The 25,097-nt window shown below is 38.3% G+C and carries 25 protein-coding genes, 1 rRNA gene and 2 other annotated features; all 26 genes read right to left on the bottom strand.

The window, feature by feature from the left end; translation table 11 throughout:
• Positions 1-27: 27 nt before the first annotated feature.
• Positions 28-3,555 (bottom strand): DNA-directed RNA polymerase subunit beta, encoded by a 3,528-nt coding sequence (gene rpoB / locus H280_RS0116710; protein ID WP_020062286.1) that lies wholly within the window; start codon positions 3,553-3,555, stop codon positions 28-30.
• A 289-nt stretch (positions 3,556-3,844) separates the two neighbouring features.
• Complete coding sequence (locus H280_RS0116705) at positions 3,845-4,444, bottom strand: class I SAM-dependent methyltransferase (RefSeq protein WP_020062285.1); 600 nt, start codon at positions 4,442-4,444, stop codon at positions 3,845-3,847.
• Positions 4,445-4,521: 77 nt separating this feature from the next.
• A complete protein-coding gene (rplL, locus tag H280_RS0116700; RefSeq protein ID WP_020062284.1) occupies positions 4,522-4,884 on the bottom strand; it encodes a 50S ribosomal protein L7/L12 in 363 nt (120 codons plus the stop codon).
• A gap of 70 nt (positions 4,885-4,954) precedes the next feature.
• A complete protein-coding gene (gene rplJ, locus H280_RS0116695) occupies positions 4,955-5,455 on the bottom strand; it encodes a 50S ribosomal protein L10 (RefSeq protein ID WP_020062283.1) in 501 nt (166 codons plus the stop codon).
• 41 nt (positions 5,456-5,496) lie between these two features.
• Positions 5,497-5,638, bottom strand: a sequence feature (ribosomal protein L10 leader region).
• 49 nt (positions 5,639-5,687) lie between these two features.
• Positions 5,688-6,380 (bottom strand): 50S ribosomal protein L1, encoded by a 693-nt coding sequence (gene rplA / locus H280_RS0116690; RefSeq protein ID WP_020062282.1) that lies wholly within the window; start codon positions 6,378-6,380, stop codon positions 5,688-5,690.
• 180 nt (positions 6,381-6,560) lie between these two features.
• Positions 6,561-6,986, bottom strand: a complete 426-nt coding sequence (gene rplK, locus H280_RS0116685; RefSeq protein ID WP_001085872.1) for a 50S ribosomal protein L11 — start codon at positions 6,984-6,986, stop codon at positions 6,561-6,563.
• A gap of 169 nt (positions 6,987-7,155) precedes the next feature.
• Positions 7,156-7,689, bottom strand: coding sequence for a transcription termination/antitermination protein NusG (nusG, locus tag H280_RS0116680; protein WP_020062281.1), 534 nt, complete (start codon positions 7,687-7,689; stop codon positions 7,156-7,158).
• 126 nt (positions 7,690-7,815) lie between these two features.
• On the bottom strand, positions 7,816-7,995 hold the full coding sequence (gene secE / locus H280_RS0116675; RefSeq protein WP_020062280.1) for a preprotein translocase subunit SecE: 180 nt from the start codon (positions 7,993-7,995) through the stop codon (positions 7,816-7,818).
• Positions 7,996-8,027: 32 nt separating this feature from the next.
• Positions 8,028-8,174 (bottom strand): 50S ribosomal protein L33, encoded by a 147-nt coding sequence (rpmG, locus tag H280_RS25255; RefSeq protein ID WP_081625682.1) that lies wholly within the window; start codon positions 8,172-8,174, stop codon positions 8,028-8,030.
• 299 nt (positions 8,175-8,473) lie between these two features.
• A complete protein-coding gene (locus H280_RS0116670; RefSeq protein ID WP_020062279.1) occupies positions 8,474-9,154 on the bottom strand; it encodes an RNA polymerase sporulation sigma factor SigH in 681 nt (226 codons plus the stop codon).
• 67 nt (positions 9,155-9,221) lie between these two features.
• Positions 9,222-9,734 (bottom strand): NYN domain-containing protein, encoded by a 513-nt coding sequence (locus H280_RS0116665; protein WP_020062278.1) that lies wholly within the window; start codon positions 9,732-9,734, stop codon positions 9,222-9,224.
• 2 nt (positions 9,735-9,736) lie between these two features.
• The gene (gene rlmB, locus H280_RS0116660; protein ID WP_020062277.1) at positions 9,737-10,480 is read right to left on the bottom strand and encodes a 23S rRNA (guanosine(2251)-2'-O)-methyltransferase RlmB; all 744 of its coding nucleotides are present in this window, start codon (positions 10,478-10,480) and stop codon (positions 9,737-9,739) included.
• A gap of 2 nt (positions 10,481-10,482) precedes the next feature.
• The gene (locus tag H280_RS0116655; RefSeq protein ID WP_020062276.1) at positions 10,483-10,884 is read right to left on the bottom strand and encodes a Mini-ribonuclease 3; all 402 of its coding nucleotides are present in this window, start codon (positions 10,882-10,884) and stop codon (positions 10,483-10,485) included.
• Positions 10,885-10,886: 2 nt separating this feature from the next.
• Positions 10,887-12,284 carry a cysteine--tRNA ligase gene (gene cysS, locus H280_RS0116650; RefSeq protein WP_020062275.1) on the bottom strand — a complete coding sequence of 466 codons (1,398 nt, stop codon included), beginning with the start codon at positions 12,282-12,284 and terminating at the stop codon, positions 10,887-10,889.
• The gene (gene cysE / locus H280_RS0116645) at positions 12,265-12,930 is read right to left on the bottom strand and encodes a serine O-acetyltransferase (protein ID WP_020062274.1); all 666 of its coding nucleotides are present in this window, start codon (positions 12,928-12,930) and stop codon (positions 12,265-12,267) included. The genes cysS and cysE overlap by 20 nt, the downstream gene beginning before the upstream one ends.
• 76 nt (positions 12,931-13,006) lie before the next feature.
• Positions 13,007-13,241 (bottom strand) — a binding site (T-box leader).
• A 48-nt stretch (positions 13,242-13,289) separates the two neighbouring features.
• Positions 13,290-14,747 (bottom strand): glutamate--tRNA ligase, encoded by a 1,458-nt coding sequence (gene gltX, locus H280_RS0116640; RefSeq protein ID WP_020062273.1) that lies wholly within the window; start codon positions 14,745-14,747, stop codon positions 13,290-13,292.
• A gap of 89 nt (positions 14,748-14,836) precedes the next feature.
• A complete protein-coding gene (ispF, locus tag H280_RS0116635; protein WP_020062272.1) occupies positions 14,837-15,313 on the bottom strand; it encodes a 2-C-methyl-D-erythritol 2,4-cyclodiphosphate synthase in 477 nt (158 codons plus the stop codon).
• A gap of 162 nt (positions 15,314-15,475) precedes the next feature.
• Positions 15,476-16,159 carry a 2-C-methyl-D-erythritol 4-phosphate cytidylyltransferase gene (gene ispD / locus H280_RS0116630; protein WP_020062271.1) on the bottom strand — a complete coding sequence of 228 codons (684 nt, stop codon included), beginning with the start codon at positions 16,157-16,159 and terminating at the stop codon, positions 15,476-15,478.
• 16 nt (positions 16,160-16,175) lie between these two features.
• Positions 16,176-17,276 (bottom strand): PIN/TRAM domain-containing protein, encoded by a 1,101-nt coding sequence (locus H280_RS0116625; protein ID WP_020062270.1) that lies wholly within the window; start codon positions 17,274-17,276, stop codon positions 16,176-16,178.
• 160 nt (positions 17,277-17,436) lie between these two features.
• The gene (gene disA / locus H280_RS0116620) at positions 17,437-18,510 is read right to left on the bottom strand and encodes a DNA integrity scanning diadenylate cyclase DisA (protein WP_020062269.1); all 1,074 of its coding nucleotides are present in this window, start codon (positions 18,508-18,510) and stop codon (positions 17,437-17,439) included.
• A gap of 4 nt (positions 18,511-18,514) precedes the next feature.
• On the bottom strand, positions 18,515-19,891 hold the full coding sequence (gene radA, locus H280_RS0116615; RefSeq protein ID WP_028411276.1) for a DNA repair protein RadA: 1,377 nt from the start codon (positions 19,889-19,891) through the stop codon (positions 18,515-18,517).
• 94 nt (positions 19,892-19,985) lie between these two features.
• Positions 19,986-22,421 (bottom strand): ATP-dependent protease ATP-binding subunit ClpC, encoded by a 2,436-nt coding sequence (clpC, locus tag H280_RS0116610; protein ID WP_020062266.1) that lies wholly within the window; start codon positions 22,419-22,421, stop codon positions 19,986-19,988.
• A gap of 13 nt (positions 22,422-22,434) precedes the next feature.
• Positions 22,435-23,508 (bottom strand): protein arginine kinase, encoded by a 1,074-nt coding sequence (locus H280_RS0116605; protein WP_020062265.1) that lies wholly within the window; start codon positions 23,506-23,508, stop codon positions 22,435-22,437.
• A 4-nt stretch (positions 23,509-23,512) separates the two neighbouring features.
• The gene (locus tag H280_RS0116600) at positions 23,513-24,061 is read right to left on the bottom strand and encodes a UvrB/UvrC motif-containing protein (RefSeq protein ID WP_020062264.1); all 549 of its coding nucleotides are present in this window, start codon (positions 24,059-24,061) and stop codon (positions 23,513-23,515) included.
• Positions 24,062-24,157: 96 nt separating this feature from the next.
• A complete protein-coding gene (locus tag H280_RS0116595) occupies positions 24,158-24,619 on the bottom strand; it encodes a CtsR family transcriptional regulator (protein WP_020062263.1) in 462 nt (153 codons plus the stop codon).
• A gap of 254 nt (positions 24,620-24,873) precedes the next feature.
• Positions 24,874-24,989: ribosomal RNA gene (gene rrf / locus H280_RS0116590) — 5S ribosomal RNA — on the bottom strand.
• Positions 24,990-25,097: the final 108 nt, after the last annotated feature.

Genomic DNA, 25,097 nt, shown 5'->3' with positions numbered 1-25,097 from the left:
TCCCTTTTAGTCTACAGGTTATCCCAATTATTCCTTCGTTGTCTCAACTTCGACATTTAATTTATCTGCAGATTGATCATCATCATCAGTATCACGCATTTCAATTTCAGTATCGTCGCTAGACATCATCTTAACATCCATACCTAAACTTTGTAATTCCTTAATCAATACTTTGAATGATTCAGGAACACCTGGTTCTGGAACGTTTTCGCCTTTTACAATCGATTCGTACGTTTTCACACGACCAATAACATCATCCGACTTAACTGTTAAGATTTCTTGAAGAGTATAAGCAGCACCGTAAGCTTCAAGTGCCCAAACCTCCATCTCACCAAAACGTTGTCCACCGAACTGTGCTTTACCTCCAAGAGGTTGCTGCGTTACAAGTGAGTATGGTCCAGTAGAACGAGCATGAAGTTTATCGTCAACCATGTGTGCAAGTTTAATCATGTACATGACACCAACAGATACGCGATTGTCGAATGGTTCACCAGTACGGCCATCGTATAGAATCGTCTTCGCATCACGTGCCATACCAGCTTCTTCGATTGTTCCCCATACATCTTCCTCACGAGCACCATCAAATACTGGTGTTGCAACATGAATACCAAGATATCTTGCTGCCATACCAAGATGAAGCTCTAGCACCTGACCGATATTCATACGAGATGGTACCCCTAATGGGTTTAACATGATATCGATTGGTGTGCCATCTGGTAAGTAAGGCATATCTTCTTCCGGTAAAATACGGGAGATAACACCTTTGTTACCGTGACGACCGGCCATCTTGTCACCTTCAGAAATTTTACGTTTTTGAACGATATATGCACGTACAAGTTGATTCACACCTGGTGGCAATTCATCGCCATCTTCACGGTTGAATACTTTTACGTCTAAGATAATACCGCCACCACCGTGTGGTACACGTAATGATGTATCACGTACTTCACGAGCCTTCTCACCAAAGATCGCGTGTAATAGACGTTCTTCTGCTGTTAATTCTGTTACACCTTTTGGTGTTACTTTACCAACAAGTAGATCTCCATCTTTTACTTCCGCACCAATGCGAATAATACCACGCTCATCAAGATTACGAAGCGCATCTTCCCCTACGTTTGGAATATCGCGTGTAATTTCTTCTGGTCCTAGCTTTGTATCACGAGCTTCAGATTCATATTCTTCAATATGAATAGAAGTGTACACATCATCTTTTACAAGGCGTTCGCTCATAATGATCGCATCCTCGTAGTTATAACCATCCCATGTCATAAAGCCAACAAGCACGTTACGACCAAGTGCAAGTTCACCTTTTTCCATAGAAGGACCGTCTGCAAGAATCTCGCCTTTTACAACTTCATCGCCAACACTTACGATTGGACGTTGGTTGTAACAAGTTCCTTGGTTAGAACGGATGAATTTCAACATTTTGTAGCGATCTAAGTCACCTTTTACTTGTTGACCGTCTACTTCGATATAACGACGTACCCAAACCTCGCGAGCTTCTACACGTTCAACGATACCAGGATGTTTACAAATTACTGCAGCACCTGAATCTTTCGCCGATACATACTCCATACCAGTACCTACAATTGGAGATTCTGGGTTCATAAGCGGAACTGCTTGACGTTGCATGTTCGCGCCCATTAGTGCACGGTTCGAGTCATCGTTTTCTAAGAACGGTATACAAGCTGTTGCAGCAGACACAACCTGTTTTGGAGAGATATCCATGTAGTCGATGCGTTCACGTTTTACTACAACGTTCTCATCGCGGAAACGCGCTACAACGTCTTCATCAAGGAAATCCCCATCTTCAGATAAACGTGCGTTTGCTTGGGCAACGACATAATTATCTTGTTCATCAGCTGTTAAGTAATCTACGCGTGTTGTTACACGTCCAGTTTCTGGATCAACACGACGATATGGTGTTTCAATGAAACCAAATTCATTTACTTTCGCAAACGAAGATAGAGAGTTGATCAAACCAATGTTTGGTCCCTCTGGCGTTTCAATTGGACACATACGACCATAGTGAGAGTAGTGAACGTCACGCACTTCAAAGCCTGCACGCTCACGCGTTAAACCACCAGGCCCTAATGCAGATAGTCTTCGTTTATGTGTTAACTCTGCTAATGGGTTTGTTTGATCCATAAACTGAGATAACTGAGAGCTACCGAAGAACTCTTTAATAGATGCAATAACCGGACGAATGTTAATTAACGCTTGCGGTGTAATTGCATTTGTATCTTGAATTGACATTCTCTCACGGACAACACGTTCCATACGAGAAAGACCGATACGGAATTGGTTTTGTAACAATTCCCCTACAGAACGTAGGCGGCGGTTTCCTAAATGGTCAATATCGTCTGTGTCTCCTACTTTATATAGAAGATTAAAGAAATAGCTAATAGATGCAATAATATCACCTGGTGTAATATGTTTTATATCGCGATCGATATTCGCATTACCAATAATATTGATAGAGCGCTCTCCATCTGCATCTGGAGCATAAATCTTAATAGATTGTAACTCAACATCGCCTTCTACCACTCCGCCCATTGGTTTCGCTGTTTTAAAACCAATGTTCTTTTCTAAATAAGGTAAAATACGATCTAATGTACGGCGGTCTAAGATTGTTCCCTCTGCTACTAAAATTTCACCTGTCTCAGGATCCACTAAAGTTTCAGCTAGACGTTGGTTAAACAATCTGTTTTTAATGTGTAATTTCTTATTAATTTTGTAGCGACCTACATTTGCTAGATCATAACGTTTTGGATCAAAGAAGCGAGAAACAAGCAAGCTCTTCGCATTTTCTACTGTCGGTGGTTCACCTGGACGTAGACGCTCATAAATTTCAAGCAACGCTTTTTCTGTGCTATCCGTGTTATCTTTTTCTAGCGTATTGCTTAAGTATTCGTTATCACCTATCAATTCGGTGATTTCTTGATCAGAGCCAAACCCTAATGCGCGTAACAAAACAGTTACAGGCAGTTTACGCGTACGATCGATACGTACATAAACAACATCCTTAGCATCTGTTTCATACTCCAACCAAGCTCCGCGGTTTGGAATTACAGTAGCAGTAAATCCGCGTTTTCCGTTTTTGTCCACTTTTCCGCTGTAGTATACGCTTGGTGAACGAACTAACTGAGAAACAATAACGCGTTCTGCACCGTTAATTACAAATGTTCCTGTCTCTGTCATGAGCGGGAAATCCCCCATGAACACATCTTGCTCTTTTACTTCACCAGTTTCTTTATTGATTAGACGCACTTTTACACGAAGTGGTGCTGCATACGTCACATCACGCTCTTTACATTCTTCTACAGAGTATTTCGGTTCACCTAAACTGTAGTCGATAAACTCAAGCGATAGATTTCCCGTAAAGTCTTCAATCGGAGAAATGTCTTGAAACATTTCTCGCAAACCCTCATCAAGAAACCACTGATAAGAAGAGGTTTGAATTTCGATAAGATTTGGTAATTCTAATACCTCACTAATACGGGCATAACTTCTTCGTTGGCGGTGTCGTCCGTATTGAACTAGTTGACCTGTCAACTGCTTCACCCCTCAAATCAAGAGTATTATAAACGCACAAAAATGTGCAAAATCACAACTAAATACGACTAACACAAATTGCGTAGCCTTTTTTCTCTAAAAAGATAGATACGTTGAGTGTTTCTAACTGCTCAAAAAAGAAAAATGGCTTCTATAAGAAAACCATCATTCTGTTTCATAATCTGCTGATTTTACTATCTTTTCCAAGAGAAGCAAAAATATACATTGTTCTCAACGCAGAAAATCATATATTGGCATTTTATAATGTTAACACAACCAAAAATAACAGTCAACGTTTTTTTGATTTTATGATATAATAGCCTTTTCTCTTTTCTACGACTTCCACAACATCAAACACTTCTTCTAATTTTTTCACCGCAGATGGCGCACCTTGTTTTTTCTGGATTACAACCCAAAGCTCTCCGCCCGGCACAAGATGATCCACCGCTTTTTCTAGAATCTCATGCACCACGCGCTTCCCAGCTCGGATTGGTGGATTAGATAAAATAGCAGCGTATTCCCCACTCACATTTTCATATACACTACTTTGATAAATTCGGACATTTTCAATCCGGTTATTAGCAGCGTTTTCTTTCGCAAGCCCGAGCGCCCTCTCATTCACATCCACCATATGAACCGCGCACTCTTGAAACTCTTTTGCTAAAGATAAACCTATCGGACCATATCCACACCCAACATCTAATACATCACCTCGGGCATCCGGCATTTGAAAGGCTTCAATTAAAAGACGTGAACCAAAATCCACTTCATTTTTTGAAAATACTCCATGGTCAGATAAGAAAACAAATCGAGATCCTCTGAGCGTATATTCCCAACGTTTACGATCACTTTTACTAGAAGGATCATTAGAAAAATAATGGTCTGCCATATGGCCACCTCTTTTCTTTACAGTTAAAAAAAAAGCTCGCATAAGAGCGAGCTTTTTTTTAAAGCCTCAAAAGTTAATTACTTAACTTCTACAGCAGCGCCAACTTCTTCAAGTTTAGCTTTGATTTCTTCAGCTTCTTCTTTAGAAACGCCTTCTTTAACTGCTTTTGGAGTGTTGTCAGCTAATTCTTTAGCTTCTTTTAATCCAAGACCAGTGATTTCGCGAACAACTTTGATAACTTTGATTTTTTGAGCGCCTGCATCAGCAAGTACTACATCAAATTCAGTTTTTTCAGCAGCAGCTTCACCAGCAGCGCCACCCATTACAGCTACAGGAGCAGCAGCAGTTACGCCGAATTCTTCCTCGATAGCTTTTACTAAGTCGTTAAGTTCTAATACAGTCATATTTTTAACTGCTTCAATGATTTGTTCTTTAGTCATTGTAAATATCCTCCTTAATTAAATAAGTTCATATTGTTTGATCGATAACACGTAATTATCTTTTAAAAAATTAAGCGCCTTGCTCTTCTTTTTGATCTGCAACAGCTTTTGTAGCAAGTGCAAGATTACGAATTGGAGCTTGAAGAACGCTAAGAAGCATAGAAAGTAATCCTTCACGTGATGGAAGAGTAGCGATAGCTTTAACCTCATCAACAGTTACAAGTTTACCTTCGATTACACCAGCTTTAATTTCTAAAGCTTCGTGTTTTTTCGCGAAGTCGTTTAATACTTTCGCAGGAGCAACTACATCTTCATTACTGAACGCGATAGCGTTTGGTCCTGTTAGGTATTCGTTTAACTCAGTTAGTTCAGCAGTTTCTGCAGCACGACGAGTTAAAGAGTTTTTGTAAACTTTGAACTCAACGCCAGCTTCACGTAATGCTTTACGTAATTCTGTTACTTCAGATACCGTTAAACCACGGTAGTCAACAACGATTGTTGATTTACTCTCGCTAAGTTTACCAGCGATTTCAGTTACAACATGTTGTTTTGCTTCGATTGCTTTAGTCATGTTATTACACCTCCTGTAGATTAATATAGAAGATGTACCGAAAGTGCACTAAAAAGCCTCCGTGCCCAGTTATAGACATGGAGGCATATAGTCACAGAAAATTTCCGTTCCGTATATTTACACCTCGGCAGGATATTAAGCCAAATTGGCACCTACTGTCTACGGTACACTATTAAAATTCACAACATAGATGATTATATTAGAACTTCATTACGAAGTCAACTTCCAATTTTTACGCGATAGTAGAAACGTCAACGCGTACGCCAGGTCCCATTGTAGAAGCAACTGTTACGTTCTTCATGTAAGTGCCTTTTGCAGCAGCTGGTTTAGCTTTTAGAAGCGCATCAGCAATTGTTTCTAAGTTTTCAACTAATTTTGCATCTTCGAAAGATACTTTACCGATTGGTACATGGATGTTACCAGCTTTATCAACGCGGTATTCTACTTTACCAGCTTTGATTTCGTTAACTGCTTTTGTTACGTCGAAAGTAACTGTTCCAGTTTTAGGGTTTGGCATTAAACCTTTAGGTCCTAATACACGACCAAGTTTACCAACTTCACCCATCATATCAGGAGTTGCTACTACTACGTCAAAGTCAAACCAACCTTGTTGGATTTTGTTGATGTAGTCTGCATCACCTACGAAGTCAGCTCCAGCAGCTTCAGCTTCTTTTAGTTTTTCGCCTTTAGCGAATACTAATACACGTTGTACTTTACCAGTACCGTGCGGAAGAACAACTGCACCACGAATTTGTTGGTCAGCTTTCTTAGGATCAACGCCTAAACGGAATGCAGCTTCTACACTTGCATCAAATTTAGCTGTGTTTGTTTTCTTTACTAATTCTACTGCCTCTGTTGCAGAGTAAGCAGTCGCACGATCAACAAGCTTTGCAGCTTCTACGTACTTTTTACCTCTTTTAGCCATTTTTATTTCCTCCTCAATGTGGTTTTAGCGGAATAACCTCCCACGTTTACGCCTTCTTTTCGATACAATCGAGGATGTGCGCCCATCCTTTTATTTAAAAAACGACATTCATTTACGATAATAAAGGTTGCGAATTGGAACACCAGACCCGCAACCTCTTTTACAAAAAAACAAATCGAATTAGTCTTCGATAACAATGCCCATACTGCGTGCAGTACCTTCAACCATACGCATTGCAGCTTCTACGCTAGCAGCGTTTAGGTCAGGCATTTTAGTTTCAGCGATTTCGCGAACTTTATCACGCTTAACAGTTGCCACTTTATTACGATTTGGTTCACCAGAACCAGACTCGATACCAGCTACTTTCTTAAGAAGAACAGCAGCAGGAGGAGTTTTAGTAATGAAAGTGAATGAACGGTCTTCAAATACTGTAATTTCAACAGGAATGATTAGACCAGCTTGATCTGCTGTACGAGCGTTGAACTCTTTACAGAAGCCCATGATGTTAACACCTGCTTGTCCTAATGCTGGACCAACTGGTGGAGCTGGGTTAGCTTTACCTGCAGGAATTTGAAGTTTTACCATTTTAATTACCTTTTTAGCCACGAGACACACCTCCTTAAGTCCGTGATGTGGTCAATGGGCAATTATTTTTTGCCCTCCCACTTCATATTTTATCTTTAACGATAAAATTTTTCAAAAAACGTCTCCGTTACCGAAGACGTATTGACCTTAAAGATATTATCACTTTTTACAATTCATTTCAAGTTTGATTTTATAATTTTTCAATTTGGTGGAAGTCTAACTCAACTGAAGTTTCGCGACCAAACATATCAACAAGTACTGTAACCCTTTGTTTTTCTAGGTCAATTTCACTAATAGCACCTGTATAGTTCGCAAACGGACCTTCATTCACACGTACTGTCTCATGAAGTTCAAAATCAAAGTCAACCACTTCATTTTCCATTCCCATGTGTTTTAAGATCACAACAACTTCTTCTTCTAACAGCGGTGATGGTTTTGAACCCGATCCAGAAGAACCAACAAATCCCGTTACCCCCGGTGTATTACGAACAACATACCAAGAATCATCCGTCATGATAATTTCTACTAATACGTAGCCAGGAAATACTTTCCTCTTAGTTACTTTCTCTTTTCCGTTTTTCATTTCTACTTCTGTTTCCTCTGGAACAATAACACGGAAAATCTTATCTTGCATACCCATTGATTCTACACGCTTCTCTAGGTTTGTTTTTACTTTATTTTCATATCCAGAATAAGTATGGACAACATACCAACGTTTTTCCATTAATTTAGGACGACCGTCCTTCCCTCCCTGACGTACATTTTTTCGCGCAAATGAAAAAACCCGTTCACCGGGCTTTTACACAGTTCGTATAAATAACATTAACATTATATCATGTATAAGTGCTTCTTATTCAAGAATTAAACGAATTAAAGAAGAAATCCCCATATCCACCACTGCAAAGAAAACTGCACAGAACACAACGGTTGCAATTACAGTAAGTGTCGAACGGAATAATTCATCTTTTTTCGGCCAACTTACTTTTTTCATTTCACGGCTTACATCGCCAAAAAAGTTCGTCAAACGCATTTCCGGGACCTCCAGTGCATACTTACAATTATTTATTTTGTTTCTTTATGAATCATATGCGCATTGCATGTTTTACAAAATTTCTTTATTTCAAGACGCTCCACTGAGCTTGTATCTTTCATTGTGGAATAGTTTCGGTTATTACACTTTTCACATGCGAGTACAACTTTTTTTCTCACCCGTTACACCAGCCTTGTAACATTATTTCCTTAAAAATGTATCATACAATAAAAGACAATGTCAATGACACTTCCCACCTACTCTAAAAAGAAAAGAAGAGAAAAAACCTCTCCTTTATATATTAATCAATTATTTTAATATACCTTTAAGAAGTGTCTATATAAACCCACTTTTTATTTCCCAACATATAAGCCACTACTTTATAAAATAAAAATGACGCGCTCTCGCCCTTTATTTTAATCCGTGCATGTACAGCAAAAAGATTTGACCACTTCTATATATGGTTTTCAATTGGTATTTATATCTTTCGCTTAATAGAGGATGCATTCACAGTTGCCGTTTCTCTCATTTCCATATAACGTTCTAGTTTTCTTTTTACTCGTTGCAGAGCATTATCAATGGATTTCACGTGACGATTCAGTTGCTCTGAAATTTCCTGATACGACCTTCCATCTAAGTACAAAGACAGTACTTTTCTTTCTAAATCGCTTAATAATTCAGATATTTTTAACTCTATATCAACATACTCTTCTTGGCTAATAATCATCTCTTCAGGATCCGTCATCTTCGCCTCAGATATAACATCTAACAGAGTTCGATCAGATTCTTCATCATAGATTGGTTTGTCTAAGGATACATACGAATTTAAAGGAATATGTTTCTGTCTTGTCGCAGTTTTAATAGCGGTAATAATTTGGCGTGTAATACATAATTCCGCAAAAGCTTTAAAGGAAGATAGCTTGTCCTCTTTATAATCACGAATCGCCTTAAATAATCCAATCATACCTTCTTGAATAATATCTTCACGATCTGCACCAACTAAAAAATAAGATCTTGATTTTGCACGAACAAAGTTTTTGTACTTATGAATCAAATACTCTAGCGCATCCACGCTACCTTTCCTTACTAATTCAACTATCTCTTCATCCTCTAAATCACTAAAGGTAACATTGTTGTCGCTTACGAAGTCTACTTCCAATCTGATCCCTCCGACCGCTATTTATTTAGCAATATTATACAGTAAGCACAAGGAGAGCGTCAATGTCTCAACGCCCTCCTCGTCTTAATTTTTCTAATTTTTCTGTAACTTCTTCACTAAATATCGTTCGCATAGCCGGTTGTGTTTCTTTTGTCTTCTTCGTTTCATGACGTACGGTTCGTTCCATCGCCAGAACTTCTATCTCTAACTCACGCGCTGATTTACGAAGGGCACCTTGCCCAAAAATAGCCCACTGCTCTGTGTAATCAGACGTCGCAACATAAATACGTGTATTGATATTACGTAGCTCTATTGCGAGCTGCTCAATTTTCTCATCGGCTGTTTGGTTCTTTCTTGTAAAAATCACATCAACACGCGCTTGTTTCATCTTCTTTTCGATTCCATAAACAGAATATGCATCAAACACAATCATAACTTTTGTGCCTGTATACCCTTGATAATCTGCCATTTTATCAATAAGTAAGTCGCGTGAAGCCTGCAGGTCTACATCCCTTAGCTTTCTCAAATTTGCCCAAGCCCCAATAACGTTATAGCCATCAACGATTAAAAGATCGTTCATTCTTACTTACCGACTGGATGACGTTTCCGATACACTTCATACATTAACAAACTAGCAGCAACTGAAGCATTTAAGGATGTAACTTTACCAGCCATCGGCAAATGGATGAGGAAGTCGCATTTCTCGCCAATAAGGCGACTCATACCTTTCCCTTCACTACCAATAACTAAGCCAATTGGCATCTTTCCATCTAAATTACGATAATCATCTTTTCCTTTTGCATCTGTACCTGCAATCCAAAGGCCGCGCTCTTTTAATTCATCAATCGTTCTCGATAAATTTGTCACACGAGTTACCGGAACATACTCAATCGCTCCCGTTGAAGCTTTTGCAACTGCAGCTGTTAAACCAACCGCTCTGCGCTTTGGAATAATAATACCGTGAGCGCCTACCGCGTCTGCTGTACGCATAATAGAACCTAAGTTGTGCGGATCTTCAATCTCATCAAGAATTAAAAAGAAAGGATCTTCATTCCGCTTAGCTGCTAACGCAAATAAATCCTCTAAGTCCGCATATTCATATGCTGCCACTTGTGCAATTACACCTTGATGATTCCCCTCTACAAGTTGATCTAATTTTTTCTTCGGTGAATTCTGTACTAAAATTTTGTTTTCTTTCGCTAATGCAAGTACAATTTGGACTTGTCCTTTCGTAGCACCTTCTGCAATCCAAATTTTATTAATATCACGACCTGATCTCAGCGCTTCAATTACAGGGTTACGACCAATAATATATTCACTATTCACGCTTACGCGCCTCCTTCCTGATTCTCTAATACATGAATCGCCTCAAATACAATCTCTTCGATTCGCGTTTGATGATTTAATAAATAATGATATCCAATCAAAGCCTCAAAAGCAGTACTATGTCGATACGTTTGTACATCTGTATTTTTCGGAACAGAACCTGATTTTGCATTACGCCCTCTTCTTAATACAGCTTCCTCTTCTTCATTAAGAAAGGATGTCTCTAATAGATGATAAACCACTTTTGCTTGCGCTTTTGCAGAAACAAAGCTTGTCCCCAAACGATGTAATTGATTTGGACGAACTGTCCCTTTCTGAAGTAAGTGATAGCGGATATATTGTTCATATACCGCATCACCCATATACGCTAACGCTAAGCTATTTAATTGTTTTGCATCAATCATGTTTAGCCTCTTTTCCATCTCGTACCTTGTGGCGTGTCTTCCAAAATAATGTTACGCTCTTTTAACTCATCGCGAATTTGATCGGATAGTGCAAAATCACGATTTTTACGAGCCTCAATACGTTTTTGAATTAATGCTTCAATTTCCTCGTCAAGCAATTCTTCTTTCGTTAATTCTAATCCTAAAATTCCAAATAGCGTTTCAAATTGTTTCACATACGCTTCAATTACCACTTTTGATGTATGTTGTTCTAATAAATATTGATTTGCATGATTCGCTAAGTTGTATAACTCTGTTACGGCGTTTGCTGTATTAAAGTCATCATCCATTGACTCTTCAAATGCAACTTGGAATTTCCCCATCTCAGCTAACCACTTCTCATTGTGATCCGTTAAATCTGTACTACTCTCCATGCGATGCTTTAAGTTACCGTAAGCCGTTTTAATACGATCCAATCCGTTACTTGTATGCCGCAATAATTCCTCACTAAAATTAATTGGATGACGATAATGCACAGATAACATAAAGAAACGAATTAATTGTGGATCGTATTGCTTAATAATGTCGTGAACAAGAACAAAATTACCTAACGATTTAGACATCTTTTCATTATCAATATTAATATATCCGTTATGCATCCAGTAACGTGCAAATGTTTTCCCCGTCAATGCTTCTGATTGAGCAATTTCATTTTCATGATGCGGGAATGTTAAATCTTGCCCGCCAGCATGAATATCGATTGTATCACCTAAATACTTACGTGCCATTGCCGAGCATTCAATATGCCAACCTGGACGACCTTTCCCCCAAGGACTATCCCAGAAGATTTCTCCTTCTTTCGCTGTTTTCCATAATGCAAAGTCAAGTGGATCTTGTTTCTTTTCTCCAACTTCAATGCGCGCACCATGACGCAGGTCTGCAATTGGTTGATGTGATAATTTACCGTATCCTTCAAATTCTTTCGTTCTGTAGTACACATCACCTTCAGATTCATATGCATATCCTTTATTCACAAGTTCCTGAATAAACTCAATAATGATATCCATATTTTCTGTTACACGAGGATGAACCGTCGCATGTTTGCAACCTAATGCCGTTACATCTTCAAAGTATGCTTCAACAAAACGGTCTGCAATTGTCGGAACATCTTCTCCTAGCTCATTCGCCGCTTTAATTAATTTATCATCTACATCAGTAAAGTTAGAAACATATTGTACATCGTACCCTTTATGTTCTAAATAACGACGTACTGTGTCGAATACCATAGGCGGTCTTGCATTCCCAATATGAATGTAATTGTATACAGTTGGTCCGCATACATACATTTTCACTTTATTTTCTTCTAAAGGAATAAACGCTTCTTTCTGACGCGTTAACGTATTATAAATGTGAATAGTCATTTTTATCCGTCCTTTCTGTTTTCAATACTAGTTGTTTTTTCAATTGTTCAAGCTCTTCTTCCATCGCTTTCAACTTATCAAAAATCGGATCTGGAAGATCACAATGATTTAATTCTTGCCCTACTTTTACGCCATTTTGAATCACGACACGACCAGGAATGCCTACAACTGTAGAATGTGCAGGCACTTCTTTCAGCACAACTGAACCAGCACCAACTTTAGAATTTTCTCCAACTGTAATCGATCCAAGTACTTTTGCACCTGTTGCAATTAACACGTTATCTTTAATGGTTGGATGACGTTTTCCTTTTTCTTTTCCTGTTCCACCTAACGTAACGCCTTGATAAATTGTCACATTATCTCCAATTTCACACGTTTCTCCAATTACAACCCCCATACCATGATCGATAAAAAATTTACGACCGATCGTTGCTCCTGGGTGAATTTCAATACCTGTAAAAAAACGACTCATTTGCGAGATAGCACGTGCAAAAAAGAAAAATTTCCGTTTATAAAAGGCGTGCGCAATACGATGTGCCCAAATTGCGTGCAAACCAGAGTAAGTTAAAATCACTTCGATATAACTTCTCGCTGCTGGATCCTGTTCAAAGACGACTTCAATATCCTCCCGAAGCCTCTTAAACATCGTTGTTCCCCCTTTTTGTTTAAAGTGAAACTCCCCCTATACCTTTAATGTATAGAAAAAGGCGTCTCTGTCTATAGACAGAGACGCCTTACTAGCGCGGTTCCACTCTGTTTAGGCCAAAAAAAGACCTCAAACTCAAACATGATAACGGTTTATACCGCTTCTGCTTACTTTATCTCGAAGTACATTCGCTGTTCAGCAGAAGACTCAAAGGGGCACTTCAAAAATCCACTTTTAAACCACTTCCAGCCAAATGGTGGTTTTCTCTGTAAAAAGCATGATTTTCTACTTCTCCTTCTCGTCGCTTTTGTTTATTTCATTTTGGAGTATTTTCATTATATTTCTAAATCCGTAAAATGTTAACCAATTACTTTACGAACACGATTTAAAACTTTTTCTTTTCCAAGAAGTGCAATTGCATTCGGAAGCTCTGGGCCATGTGTTTGACCAGTCGTTGCAACACGAATTGGCATGAACAAGCCTTTTCCTTTTTGACCAGTTTGCTTTTGAACAGCTTTAATTGCTGCTTTAACTGCTGCGGGTTCTACTTCTTCTAATGCTTCTAATTCTGCTGCGAACACGCGAAGAACTTCTGGTACTTGTTCACCTTTCAATACCTCTTGTCCTTCTTCTTCGTAATCTACATGATCTTTAAAGAACATGTCGGATAGCTCAACAATCTCAGCACCGAAACTCATTTGATCATGATATAGAGCAATCACATCACGAATCCAAGCTAATTCTTGTTCAGTTGGATTTTCATTTATACGGCTAGCTTTCACTAAATGCGGCAAGCTTAATTCGACAACGCGATCTAAGTCTTGTTTTTTCATATATTGGTTGTTCATCCATTTTAATTTTTGCGAATCGAATACCGCTGGTGATTTCGATAAACGAGCTGCATCGAACATTTCAATAAACTCATCTTTAGAGAAGACTTCCTCTTCCCCTACTGGTGACCAACCTAATAATGCGATAAAGTTAAAAATTGCTTCTGGAAGATATCCTAGCGCTTCATATTGTTCAATAAATTGAATAATTGATTCGTCGCGTTTACTTAATTTTTTACGGCTTTCATTTACGATTAACGTCATATGACCAAATTGCGGTACATCCCAACCAAATGCTTCATAAATCATCATTTGTTTTGGCGTATTCGAAATATGGTCATCACCACGAAGAACGTGCGAGATTTCCATAAAATGATCATCTGCCGCTACCGCAAAGTTATAAGTTGGAATGCCATCTTTCTTCACGATAACAAAGTCACCGAAGTCATTTGAGTTAAAGGATACTTCCCCTTTTACAATATCATTAAAAATATATTCACGGTTTTCAGGTACACGGAAACGAATGCTCGGAATGCGTCCTTCTTCCTCGAATTGATTTACTTGTTCTTCTGTTAGTTCACGGTGGTTACCTGCATAACGAGGTGTTTCACCACGAGCAATTTGCCCTTCACGTTCTGCTTCTAATTCTTCTTCTGTCATATAGCATTTATAAGCTAAACCACGCTCAAGTAAATCTTCATATAAATTTTTATAAATATCTAAACGCTCCATTTGACGGTATGGGCCGTATTCACCACCAACATCGACGCTTTCATCCCAGTCCATACCAAGCCATTTTAAGTACGTTAATTGGCTTTCTTCGCCGCCAGCAATATTACGCTTTACGTCTGTATCTTCAATACGGATAATAAATTTTCCGTTTTGACTACGAGCGAATAAATAGTTAAATAATGCCGTACGTGCATTTCCGATATGTAAGTGTCCTGTTGGACTTGGCGCATAGCGCACTCTCACTTGCTTTTCCATAATTGGTACACCTTCCATTCTTAATGTCAACAGATTCCTTAATTGTACACCAAAAAATTATGATTATCCATCTTACGAATTAAAAACAACTATTTTTTCTGTAATAATACAATAGCTTGTGAAGCTATTCCTTCTTCTCGCCCTGTAAAACCTAATTTTTCTGTCGTCGTCGCTTTTACATTCACATTCTTGATGTCTGTTTGCAGCAGCTCACTAATTCTCATACGCATACTTTCAATGTGTGGTGCCATTTTTGGCTTTTGAGCAATAATTGTACAATCTAGATTTCCAAGTACATACCCTTGCTCTGCAACAAACTCCCATACCTTTTGCAAAAGCACAGCAGAATCCGCATCCTTAAATGCAGGATCTGTATCTGGAAAGTGCTTACCGATATCTCCCGCAGCAATTGCTCCTAAACAAGCATCTGCAATTGTATGTAAAAGAACATCAGCATCAGAGTGTCCAAGTAACCCTTTCTCATACGGAATTGTAATCCCACCAATAATTAATGGTCTTCCTTCTGCAAATGCATGCACATCAAAACCTTGTCCAATTCGAAACATTTCCAATTCCTCCTCAAACTATACTAATAAATTTTATCCCGCTATTTATGAACAGCTTCACATTATATTACTCGCATGGACATATAAAAGTCCGCGCGCCAGTTTTTCCACTCTATACACAGAAAAGCTCGGTAGCTACCGAGCTTTTCCATTATAACATTGCTACTGTATTTGCAAAACTCGCAAGAAGCTTTCGGCAATCACTAAATCTTCAGGTGTTGTCACCTTAATATTGTAATAACTGCCTTTTACAACTCCTACCCCTTTAGAAAGACGCTCTACCAAGCTGGCATCGTCAGTCCCAAGAAAACCCGCCTGTTTTGCACTCTTATGCGCCTCTAACAAAATAGGAACATGAAACCCTTGCGGTGTTTGAACTGCTCGCAACTCAGAACGTTCTACTGTTTCAACAACATTATCATGAATCACTTTTTTAATTGTATCTTTCACAGGTACGGCACAAATAGAAGCACCTTTTTCTTTCGCCATTTGCAATACATCTTCAATCATCTTTTTCGTTACAAACGGACGCGCTCCGTCATGGACAAGTACATACTCTCCTTCTCTTACATACATAAGAGCATTATATACGCTATCCTGGCGCTCATTCCCACCTTGAACAAATTGGATATCTTTTTGAATATGATAAGTTTGAAAAAGTTCTTCGAAATAAGAACGCTCTCTCTCATTAATCGCTAAAATAATCAGTCTACATTGTTCATCTTTTTCAAAAGCCCGTAATGTATGAATAATAATAGGAGCATCATCAAGTTGCAAAAACAACTTATTTTTCCCCGCGCCCATACGCTTACCTTGTCCTGCTGCTGGAATAATTAATGTATACATCGTCTTAGCCCTCTACTTATAACGCCTTCTCTAACAATTTACGCTTTGCAAAAATCATACGGCCTGCAGATGTTTGCAATACACTTGTAACAAGTACATCAAGTTGAGAACCAACATGCTCTCTGCCATCTTCGACAACGATCATTGTACCATCATCTAAATAAGCAACACCTTGATTTTGCTCTTTCCCATCTTTCACGACATATACCCTTAACTCTTCACCTGGAAGTACAACTGGCTTAATGGCATTCGCTAAATCATTAATGTTTAAAACCGTCACACCTTGCAATTCAGAAACTTTATTTAAGTTAAAATCATTTGTAACAACAGTTCCGCCAGTTAATTTTGCTAGTTTCACAAGCTTACTATCGACTTCCTGAATGTCTTCGAAATCACCTTCATAAATTTCTACTGGAATAGGTAACTCTTTTTGAATACGATTTAGAATATCCAAACCTCTTCGTCCGCGATTACGCTTTAATGCATCCGAAGAATCAGCGATATGTTGTAATTCTTCTAACACAAATTGAGGAATGACAATTGTTCCTTCCAAAAATTTCGTTTGGCAAATGTCCGCAATACGACCATCAATAATAACACTTGTATCTAGTATTTTCCAATCGGAAGTTGACGTTTCTACTTCCTCATTTTCATTGCTCGTATTTTTCTTCTTTCCTCCGCGTTGCGATAATGTAAATAATCCCAACAATTCATTTCTCTTTTTAAACCCTACCTGGAATCCTAAATAACCAAGTAATATTGTGAAAAAGATTTGCAATACTGTACTAATGACTTGAATGGTAATTTCGCGAATCGGAATCAAGATCAAATACGCAACAATTAGCCCTGAAATTAATCCTAATGTTCCAAATAAAACATCTGTAACAGGTGCTTTTACAAGCGCTTCCTCAATATGTTTAATAAGCTGAACAATATAATCTACAAGCCAAAATGTTGTTAAAAATAAAATGATTGCACCAATAATTGCACGAATATAAGAACCTTCAAGCCAAGGTACTGCACCTACACCCAACATATCAATCACTTTTGGAATAAGAAAAATCCCTAACGCTCCTCCAATAACTAAAAAGAAAAGCTGTACGATTCGTTTTAACATTCAACCACCTCCTACTCATTATTAACCATTACTTCGCCACTCAAAACGTCGAGTGCAAAAGTGGACGTGTTTTTTCATGATTTGTTTTATTTACCAATATATCATATCATATATAAAAAATCTTTGAGTGTCGTTATATTATGAAATCAATGTAATATTCTTAATTGTGTCTGCTCATATACAAGTGTTCTTGAATTCGTTTTAAACCCTCTCGTATCTTTTTCGCCCGTACTTCTCCAATTCCTTCCACATCATCCAAATCTGCAATTGTTGCACGGCAAATTCCTTGTAAATTCTTAAAACGATTAATTAGGTTTTCGATAATAAGAGGTGGAACTCTAGAAATTTTACTTGCAATTCGATACCCTCGCGGTGTAATACTTTCTTCTAGTTTCGTTTGTCCAGAATATCCAAGTAGTTTTACTAAATCGCTGTCTTCTAGAAGTTGGGCATTTGCAAGCTCTTGTAATTTTTTTAAAACTTGATAATGATCCTGTGTTTTTTCATGATAATAGTCTTTAATTAATAGTGCAGCTTCTGCTTCTACATCAGCAAGCAATTCTGTTAACTGCAAACGAATAAGTCTTCCTTCTGTTCCTAACTCATGAATGTAACTAAAGATTTCATTTTTAATACGCAGCATCATTTCAACGCTATGCAATACATGTACAACTTCAGACATCGTAACGACTTCTTCAAATTCCAAAATACCAAGGTTTGTTATCCCTTCATTCCATACAGCCTTATACTTTTCTAATGTTTGAATTGCTTGATTTGCTTTTGTTAAGATAACCCCGATATCTTTTAATGTGTAACGTAAATTCCCTTGGTATAAAGTAATTACGTTTCGTCTTTGTGAAATAGCAACAACAAGACTATTTGTTTGCTTCGCCACTCGCTCCGCCGTTCGGTGGCGCATACCTGTTTCAATAGATTCAATAGTTGGATCCGGAACTAACTGTCCATTCGCAATTAAGATTTTACTCCCCGTTTCATTTAAAATCAGAGCTCCATCCATTTTCGCTAGTTCGTATAGACTAGCAGGAGAAAAGGCACAATTAATATGAAATCCTCCATCAACAATACTTTTAATCTGTTCGTTGTATCCGAGTACAATAAGCCCACCCGTTTGTGCGCGAAGCACATTATCAATTCCTTCTCTTAGCGGTGTCCCCGGTGCAACAAGCTGCAAAATATTAATAATACTTTTAGAACGTTGCTTATGTTCTTCCATAATCTTATCCTCCTAGTGCAAATCGAAGAGCCTCTCCTATATTTGATACACCAACTACTTCAATGCCTTCTGGAATCGTCCATCCACCTAAATTTTTCCTTGGGATAATTACACGTTGAAACCCTAATTTTGCCGCTTCTTGTACACGCTGTTCAATACGAGAGACACGGCGCACTTCTCCAGTTAAGCCAACTTCACCAATAACGGCATCGCCTGGGGAAGTCGTTTTATCACGAAAACTTGATGCAATGCTTATCGCAACTGCCAAATCCACTGCTGGTTCATCTAACTTGATTCCTCCAGCAACTTTTAAATAAGCATCTTGATTTTGGAGCAATAACCCTGCTCTTTTTTCTAGCACTGCCATAATAAGAGAGACACGATTATGATCAATTCCCGTTGCCATTCTTCTTGGATTCCCAAAACTTGTAGGAGAAATTAATGCTTGTATTTCTACTAAAACAGGTCTTGTCCCTTCCATAGAGGCAACAACCGTTGAACCCGCAACACCAACAGGTCTTTCTTCTAGGAAGATTTCAGAAGGGTTTAACACTTCCGAAAGACCAAGTTCCTTCATTTCAAAAATTCCCATCTCATTGGTTGAACCGAAACGATTTTTTACTGCTCGTAAAATTCGATATGTATGATGACGATCCCCTTCAAAATAAAGAACAGCATCCACCATATGTTCTAACATACGAGGACCGGCAATAGCTCCTTCTTTCGTTACATGCCCTACAATAAAAATAGGAATTCCTTTTGTTTTCGCAAGCTTCATCAATTCCGCTGTACATTCACGTACTTGTGAGACACTTCCCGGTGCTGAAGTTACTTCCGGTAAATGAATCGTTTGAATAGAATCAATTACAACAAATGACGGATTCATTTCATCTATATATACTGCAATTCGTTGTAAATCTGTTTCTGACACAACAAATAAATTATCTCCATTTACATGAAGGCGATCTGCCCGAAGTTTAATTTGTTTTGCAGATTCTTCACCCGATATATATAAGACATCATAGGCAAGGTCTGCTAGTTGGGATGATATTTGCAACAGCAATGTAGATTTCCCAATACCAGGATCCCCCCCTATAAGTACGAGAGAACCATCTACAATTCCTCCTCCAAGAACCCGGTTAAATTCTTGGAATTTCGTTTCAATACGCGCTTCTGTTTTCGTTTCCACTTCTTTCAAACGACGAGGCTTCGTTACTTCAGTTTGAATTGCATTTGCATAATTAAGTCGACGTGATGATACAACTGGTTCCATCTCCTCGACTAGAGTATTCCACTGTCCACACCCTGGACACCTTCCCATGTACTTCGGCGAGTGATAACCACATTCTTGACATATAAATTTTGTTTTCTTTTTAGCCATCGTTTTTCACACTTCACTTTCATGTGTAACAAAAGTATTTCTTTCTTGTACAAGAAAGAGGGCTATTGTTTAGCCCCCTTTTGTTTGTCTATGCTTATTTTACCTTTTCTGCACTGCGAATGACAAATGTTTCCCCTTCTGTATCAAAAACAACTTTTTGACCTTTCTCAACAACTCCTTTAAGAAGTTCTTCTGATAATCGATCTTCAACATGTTTTTGAATTGCACGACGTAGTGGACGTGCACCATACTCTGGATCAAATCCTTTATCAGCAATCGCTTCAATTGCAGCATCTGTTAGCTCTAAATCAATTTCCTGTTCTTTTAAACGTTTAACTAACTGTTCTACCATAAGAGTAACAATTTCTTTAATATGTTTCTTCTCTAATGTATGGAACACAATAATTTCATCAATACGGTTTAAGAACTCAGGGCGGAATGCTTTTTTCAACTCATCCATTACTTTACCCTTCATATCTGCATAATCACGACTTTCATCTTGTACATTAAATCCAAGATGTTTATTTCGTTTTAATGCATCTGCACCGACGTTGGAGGTCATAATCACAATTGTATTACGGAAATCGACTGTACGGCCTTTCGAATCAGTTAAACGACCATCTTCTAGTACTTGCAGTAAAATATTGAATACATCTGGATGCGCTTTTTCTACCTCGTCAAGTAAAACAACAGAGTATGGTTTTCTACGAACCTTTTCTGTTAGCTGGCCACCTTCTTCATATCCAACATATCCTGGAGGAGAACCCACTAAACGAGAAGTAGAGTGTTTCTCCATGTACTCCGACATGTCAATACGAATCATTGCATCCTCATCACCAAACATAGATTCCGCTAATGCACGTGCAAGTTCTGTTTTACCAACACCAGTTGGTCCTAAGAAAATAAAAGAACCAATTGGACGTTTTGGATCTTTTAAACCTGCTCTTGCACGGCGTACTGCTTTTGCAACTGCAACTACAGCCTCATCCTGTCCAATTAAACGATCATGTAAAATACTTTCTAGGTTCAATAATTTGTCTGTTTCTGTTTGAGCTAGCTTTGAAACTGGAATTCGCGTCCACGTTGAAACAACATTTGCAATATCTTCTACCGTTACCTCTGAGTTCTCTTTACCTTGCTGCTCTTTCCATTGACGCTTCGTATCCTCTAATTTCTCACGTAGACGTTGTTCCATATCACGTAAAGAAGCTGCTTTTTCAAATTCCTGACTTTGCACTGCTGCATCTTTTTCTTTTCTTACCTCTTCTAGTTTCATTTCAAGCTCTTTTAAGTTTGGTGGTGTTGTATAAGAACGTAAACGAACCTTTGAAGCTGCCTCATCAATTAGATCAATTGCTTTATCAGGTAGGAAACGATCTGTAATGTATCGATCAGATAATTTTACAGCGGCATTAATCGCATCATCTGAGATAGAAACGCGATGATGCGCTTCATAACGGTCACGTAATCCTTTTAAAATTTGGATTGATTCTTCAAGACTTGGTTCATCCACCTGGATTGGTTGGAAACGTCGCTCTAATGCCGCATCTTTTTCAATATATTTACGATACTCATCTAGCGTTGTTGCTCCAATACATTGCAGTTCCCCGCGTGCTAATGATGGTTTCAAAATATTGGATGCATCAATTGCTCCTTCTGCACCACCCGCCCCTATTAATGTATGAAGCTCATCTATGAATAAAATAATATTACCTGCTTGACGAATTTCATCCATGACTTTCTTTAAGCGGTCTTCAAACTCACCGCGATATTTCGTACCGGCAACTACAGTCCCCATATCTAATGTCATAACACGCTTATCACGTAAAGTTTCTGGAACTTCATTATTTACAATTTGTTGTGCTAATCCTTCAGCAATCGCAGTTTTACCAACACCAGGTTCTCCGATTAATACAGGATTATTTTTTGTTCTTCTACTTAACACTTCAATTACACGTTGAATCTCTTTGCTGCGGCCAATCACAGGATCTAAACGCCCTTCGCGAGCCACAACTGTTAAATCGCGAGCTAAACTATCAAGTGTCGGTGTACTTGCATTAGCAGAACCACCACCTTGATGACCGGACGCTGTCTCATTACTACCAAGAAGTTGCAGTACTTGTTGACGTGCTTTATTTAAACTTACACCTAAATTGTTTAAAACACGGGCTGCCACCCCTTCGCCTTCACGAATAAGACCAAGTAAAATATGCTCTGTTCCCACGTAAGAATGACCTAGTTTACGAGCTTCATCCATGGACAACTCAATCACTTTTTTTGCACGTGGCGTATAGTGAACTGTTTGAGACATCTCCGTACCACGTCCAATTAGCGCCTCTACTTCCTTTTGAACTTTCTCCGGGCTTAATCCAAGTGCGACCAATGCTTTCGCAGCAATTCCTTCTCCTTCTCGTACAAGACCGAGTAAAATATGCTCTGTACCAATATTATTATGCCCAATGCGTATCGCTTCTTCTTGGGATAATGCTAATACTTTTTGTGCTCGCTCTGTAAATCTTCCAAACATCATATAAATCACACTCCTACTTCGCTCGATTTTGTTCAATTTGTAATCTTTCACGAATAAGTGCTGCTCTGCGGTAATCTCTTTCGTCAGGCTGCAGTGGACCACCAGCATATTGCTGTAAAATTCCCGGCTGTGTAAGTACCATTAATTCTGTTAAAATATTCCTGGATATACTTTCGATATATCCAAGATCAATGCCAAGTCGCACATCCGATAAACATGTTGCAGCCTCAGCAGATTCAATTAAACGACTATTTGCCAATACACCATAAGAACGATATACCTTATCTTCAAGCTCTACACCTGAATTTTTCATGACAGATTTCCTCGCTGTTCGCTCTTGCTGAATAAGTTGCTGAACAACACTTTTTAAATCTTCTACAATATCTTCTTCAGATTTTCCTAATGTCATTTGATTCGAAAGTTGAAATATATTTCCTAGTGCTTCACTACCTTCACCATATATCCCTCTTACCACTAAACCAAGTTGATTAATTGCTTGAACTATACGATTCATTTGTCCTGTTAAAACGAGAGCAGGCAAATGTATCATCACTGAAGCTCGTAAACCCGTTCCTATATTTGTAGGGCAACTCGTTAAATAACCAACTTGTTCATCAAATGCGTATCCAACCTGACTCTCTATCCAATCATCAATTCGATTTGCACTGTGCAGCGCTTCTAATAACTGTAATCCCGGAAATAAACATTGAATTCGAATATGATCTTCTTCATTAAGCATAACGCTTACTTGTTCATTCTCAGATAATAAACAAGCACCATATTCTGTTCCCACTAAATCCGGACTTACAAGGTGCTTTTCTACTAATACTCTTCGCTGCAACGGCTGAATGCTATTCATTTGTAAAAGTTCAAATCTTCCAAAAGGTTCAACCGTTTGATTAGCAAACTTTTCTTGAAATACCTTAATCATTTGCTCCGCTTCTTCATTTGTCAACATAGTCGGGAACTTGTAATCTCGTAAATTCCGAGCCAATCGAACGCGACTGCTTAAAACAATATCAGAATCAGGACCATCTTCTCTCATCCACGGGCTAATTGCTTCGTTCATAATACGATCGAGTGACATAGAACTATTCCCCCTCTCTATGCTCACGAAGCCGATTTTCTAAGCTACGAATTTTATCACGTAATTCCGCAGCCTGTTCAAACTCTTCTTGTTGTATACATTCCTGCAATTTTAGTTTTAACTCATCTAATTCTTTTTTCAGATGAATATTTCCTCCTATACGGTTAGGAAATTTCCCATTGTGGCTCGTATGCCCACCATGAAGCCGCTTTAGCATCGGCTGTAATTGTTCTTTAAATGTTTCATAACAAGAAGAGCAACCAAATCTACCGATCTTTGCAAATTGTGAATACGTCATATTACATTTCGAACATTGCAACGGATCTGTATTTGAAAGGCCATTCGCTTCTTTCTCAAGGGTAGGTTGTTCAACATGTAGTAAACCTGCTAATAAATTATGAAATGAAAAACTAGATTTGTTTGATTGAAAGAAAGACGTATATCCATTTTCTTGTGCACACCGCTCACAAAGATGAATCTCCGTCTTTTCTCCATTCATTACTTTTGTAAAATGTAGCGTTGCTGATCGTGAATTACAGTTTTGACAAATCAACGTATTTCCCCACCTTTACAATAGGAACGAATTATAAATTTATAACTTTATTCGTTCAACTAACCTTTAGAAGATAGATCATTCCTAAAAGAAGTTTTACTTATATTTCAGTGTTCTAAGCATCGCTCGAAGCATACGTGCTCGCAATTCATCTCGAAGTGGTAAGTCTGTTAGTAATACAGATCGATCTAACACACTAAACATGAGCTTCGCTTCCCTAGTTGTAACAATGCCTTCTTCAGCTAAACGCCTTATTATATTCTCGGCGCTTGACTGAGCGATACTATACTGAATCATTTGTAACATTTGATCGATAATGTCTATATCATCATGCAATTTGACTTTTATAATGCGAATGTAACCCCCGCCACCTCGTTTGCTTTCCACTACAAATCCTCTTTCTAGCGTAAAACGAGTATTAATAACGTAGTTAATCTGAGACGGAACGCAATCAAATTTATCAGCAATTTCGCTTCTTTTAATTTCAATTGCACTATTATTACTTAAGTCAATAACTTGCTTTAGATATTGTTCAATAATATCAGATATATTTCTCATTTATCCTCCACCTTTATTGACTTTGACTATCTTTGACTTTAATTATATACGTATTAAAAAATTTTGCAACTCTTTTGCTTCTTTCTCTATCCTATCCATATTTTCTCACGTTTAATCAGCTGTTCTTTATTTTATGAATAAGGAATATAAAGTTTCCTAATTATAAAACGAAACTTCCACCAGTGAAGATTTTCAATTCATTTTTTACAGGGTAAAACACAAAAAAGACGAGTCTACTGACTCGTCTTTCGTTTGCCTGGCAACGTCCTACTCTCACAGGGACAAAGTCCCAACTACCATCGGCGCTAGAGAGCTTAACTTCCGTGTTCGGTATGGGAACGGGTGTGACCTCTCTGCCATCATTACCAGACTTTTATTATTATACACATTCTTTTCAGAATGTCAAAAGGAATTTTGAAAAATATATTCCTTCAAAACTAGATAACATTTGCTTCATATTGGATTTAATCCAGCTCCA

This window comes from Bacillus sp. 123MFChir2, from assembly GCF_000383235.1.
Taxonomy (GTDB): domain Bacteria; phylum Bacillota; class Bacilli; order Bacillales; family Bacillaceae_G; genus Bacillus_A.
The sequence above is the reverse complement of the archived record's forward strand: the minus strand, read 5'-3'. Positions and strand labels throughout refer to the sequence as shown.

What these genes read in the sequence shown, in the direction of transcription:
- nusG (WP_020062281.1), bottom strand. Translation starts at nt 7,689, where the DNA reads ATGGAAAAACGTTGGTATGTTGTCCATACTTATTCTGGATATGAAAAT.
- cysE (WP_020062274.1), bottom strand. Translation starts at nt 12,930, where the DNA reads ATGTTTAAGAGGCTTCGGGAGGATATTGAAGTCGTCTTTGAACAGGAT.
- gltX (WP_020062273.1), bottom strand. Translation starts at nt 14,747, where the DNA reads ATGGAAAAGCAAGTGAGAGTGCGCTATGCGCCAAGTCCAACAGGACAC.
- radA (WP_028411276.1), bottom strand. Translation starts at nt 19,891, where the DNA reads ATGGCTAAAAAGAAAACAAAATTTATATGTCAAGAATGTGGTTATCAC.
- H280_RS0116655 (WP_020062276.1), bottom strand. Translation starts at nt 10,884, where the DNA reads ATGATTGATGCAAAACAATTAAATAGCTTAGCGTTAGCGTATATGGGT.
- rplA (WP_020062282.1), bottom strand. Translation starts at nt 6,380, where the DNA reads ATGGCTAAAAGAGGTAAAAAGTACGTAGAAGCTGCAAAGCTTGTTGAT.
- ispD (WP_020062271.1), bottom strand. Translation starts at nt 16,159, where the DNA reads ATGTATACATTAATTATTCCAGCAGCAGGACAAGGTAAGCGTATGGGC.
- rplJ (WP_020062283.1), bottom strand. Translation starts at nt 5,455, where the DNA reads ATGACTAAAGCAATCGAAGCAAAACAACATGTTGTAACTGAAATCGCT.
- H280_RS0116705 (WP_020062285.1), bottom strand. Translation starts at nt 4,444, where the DNA reads ATGGCAGACCATTATTTTTCTAATGATCCTTCTAGTAAAAGTGATCGT.
- cysS (WP_020062275.1), bottom strand. Translation starts at nt 12,284, where the DNA reads ATGACTATTCACATTTATAATACGTTAACGCGTCAGAAAGAAGCGTTT.
- secE (WP_020062280.1), bottom strand. Translation starts at nt 7,995, where the DNA reads ATGCGTTTGACGAACTTTTTTGGCGATGTAAGCCGTGAAATGAAAAAA.
- disA (WP_020062269.1), bottom strand. Translation starts at nt 18,510, where the DNA reads ATGGAAGAACATAAGCAACGTTCTAAAAGTATTATTAATATTTTGCAG.
- H280_RS0116605 (WP_020062265.1), bottom strand. Translation starts at nt 23,508, where the DNA reads ATGTCACTCGATCGTATTATGAACGAAGCAATTAGCCCGTGGATGAGA.
- clpC (WP_020062266.1), bottom strand. Translation starts at nt 22,421, where the DNA reads ATGATGTTTGGAAGATTTACAGAGCGAGCACAAAAAGTATTAGCATTA.
- rplL (WP_020062284.1), bottom strand. Translation starts at nt 4,884, where the DNA reads ATGACTAAAGAACAAATCATTGAAGCAGTTAAAAATATGACTGTATTA.
- H280_RS0116665 (WP_020062278.1), bottom strand. Translation starts at nt 9,734, where the DNA reads ATGAACGATCTTTTAATCGTTGATGGCTATAACGTTATTGGGGCTTGG.
- ispF (WP_020062272.1), bottom strand. Translation starts at nt 15,313, where the DNA reads ATGTTTCGAATTGGACAAGGTTTTGATGTGCATGCATTTGCAGAAGGA.
- H280_RS0116595 (WP_020062263.1), bottom strand. Translation starts at nt 24,619, where the DNA reads ATGAGAAATATATCTGATATTATTGAACAATATCTAAAGCAAGTTATT.
- H280_RS0116625 (WP_020062270.1), bottom strand. Translation starts at nt 17,276, where the DNA reads ATGTTAAAACGAATCGTACAGCTTTTCTTTTTAGTTATTGGAGGAGCG.